We start from the raw sequence: 999 nt of genomic DNA on the forward strand, positions 1-999 counted from the left end.
GATCTGGACGATCAGTTTGTCCATTTCGCAGGAAGGGCCATCGCTCAGTCTGCCGCTGGTCATTGTAAGAACTCCTTGTTCTGGCGCCGCAACGCGTCTTCTTGCCACTGGTTTAAACCGAACGTCACTTGAGGTTGGGGCGGTTGCCAATCAGGTGCGTGTGGATTGCGAACGTCGAACCAGCGCTGCTTGCCTTGTGCAAGGTCCTCCCAGGTGCCGCCGTACCAGCCAAGCCTGGAAATAGGGCCGAACCACTGGGCGATGGATTGAGGCGCATCAACGGTAAAGAAGTAGCTGGCAGTGACAGGGTGTGAATAGCGCAGCACGCCTCGGCGCTGCCCCTCGAACCTGACAAACAGAATGTGCCGCAGATGGCCGAGCAACACGTCGGCGGGAGAGGGGCTTTCGATGATCAGGCCGGGCCAGGATTCTGGCTCTTCATGCATTGCCTCAACGAGGGTATTGCTGCCTGATGTGTTCAAAAAAAGCGGACTTTTCTCCCGGTAGGTGGCCAGCTCGGTCTTGTCGAATAACACGGCTGGCGCTGGATCGGGCAGCCGTTGGTAGAGTTGTTCCAGCAGCGAGTCGGTGCGCTCCAGCAGCACGTAAACGTTCATGCCCGACCTCTCGACAGCAACGCCCCGCGACAGCCGCAATCGGCAAGCGGGCAGTCCATGGGCGTTCCGTTCCTGGGTTTCTGGCACAGCTCTACTATCGGGCCTGGTTCACCCAGGCGCTGCGTCAGCAACTGCCCCGGCCCATTGTCATCTGCCTGTTTCACAAGCCCAGGCAAAGCGGGCGATGCGCCGGTGCCCAAGGTTGGCTTGCCCCCCGAGTTGAGTTTCATCTGAGGGCCGGTAATGCTTACGCCACTGGCGTCGATCTTGATAAAGGAATCACCCGCTTTGACCGTGATCTCGAGCCCCGCCTCAATTACCACGTTATTACCGGCCTTGAGATGAATTTCCTGCCCGGCGTGTGCCAGTAACCCATCAACTA

1 protein-coding gene and 1 pseudogene are annotated in these 999 nt (G+C 58.8%); both read right to left on the reverse strand.

From position 1 onward, the window contains the following. Window positions 1–59 precede the first annotated feature (59 nt). Window positions 60–617: a DUF4123 domain-containing protein gene (locus RYB66_RS10295; protein WP_057405280.1), complete on the reverse strand. Its 558-nt coding sequence runs from the start codon at window positions 615–617 to the stop codon at window positions 60–62. Continuing rightward, a pseudogene (locus RYB66_RS10300) lies at window positions 614–999 on the reverse strand (type VI secretion system tip protein VgrG); the annotation flags it as partial. The gene RYB66_RS10295 and the pseudogene RYB66_RS10300, both read right to left, overlap by 4 nt.

Source organism: Pseudomonas syringae group sp. 243L2 (assembly GCF_032587875.1).
In the GTDB taxonomy this organism is placed as follows: Bacteria; Pseudomonadota; Gammaproteobacteria; order Pseudomonadales; family Pseudomonadaceae; genus Aquipseudomonas; species Aquipseudomonas amygdali.